This window comes from Bacillus sp. 05T31 (assembly GCF_056396725.1).
In genome coordinates, this window is record NZ_JBFTMA010001072.1 from 1 (window position 1) to 985 (window position 985).

Here is a 985-nt window from a genome sequence, read left to right on the forward strand (position 1 = left end):
TAGTGCAATTGCGCTTAATACAGATAAAGAAATTAAAAATGCACATGTTATCGACAAAAAAGAAGTACTGCAAAGTATTCCAGGATTTAAAGAAGAGCAAGGAACATTAACGATGATCATTGCGTTCTTACTTGTTATCGCTGCGTTACTAATCGGTGTATTCTTCTACGTAATTACGTTGCAAAAAACACAGCAATTAGGTGTACTAAAAGCAATTGGTACGAAAAATTCTTATTTAGCAAATAGCTTAGTCGTGCAGGCGTTATTCTTATCAGTCGTTGCGATGRTAATCAGTATTGTTTTGGTACAAGGATTAGAACARATTTTACCAGCGGGTATGCCGTTCTTATTAACAACACCGATGATTGCACAATATGCCGCAATCTTTATCGTCATTAGTATTTTAGGAACACTTATTTCGTTATACCAAGTATTAAAAGTTGATGCATTAGAAGCAATTGGAGGCGGGATGTAATGACTTCATTATTAAAATTAGACAGAGTAAGTAAAGTGTACGGAGAAGGGAATACGGAAGTAACAGCCCTTCATCCGATGTCGCTTGATGTGAAAGCTGGAGARTTTATCGGAATCGTCGGTCCTTCTGGATCAGGGAAAAGTACGTTATTATCAATCGCGGGTGCTTTACTATCACCATCAAAAGGGGATATTTACATTCGTGAGCAAAATATTACGAAGTTATCAGAAAAGGAAATGACAGACATTCGTTTGAAAAAAATCGGCTTCATTTTCCAGTTCGCAAACCTTGTTCCATATTTAAATGTAAAAGAACAATTGCTTTACATTGCAAAGCTAAAAAAAGAAAACAAACAAGAATCTGAAAAGCGTGCGGATCACTTATTAGCGGCATTTGGATTAGGAGAAAGAAAAAATCATTATCCAAATCAACTATCTGGCGGGGAAAAACAAAGGGTAGCAATCACTCGTGCTTTCATGAACAACCCAGATTTAATATTAGCGGATGAAC

2 protein-coding genes are annotated in these 985 nt (G+C 36.3%); both read left to right on the forward strand.

Features of this window, described 5'->3' with window-relative positions; genetic code table 11:
* Window positions 1-475 (forward strand): FtsX-like permease family protein (locus AC1DJR_RS31415; protein ID WP_477004404.1); only part of this gene is annotated, 475 nt, incomplete at its 5' end.
* On the forward strand, window positions 475-985 hold a 511-nt coding region (locus tag AC1DJR_RS31420; RefSeq protein WP_477004405.1), incomplete at its 3' end, for an ABC transporter ATP-binding protein. The genes AC1DJR_RS31415 and AC1DJR_RS31420, both read left to right, overlap by 1 nt.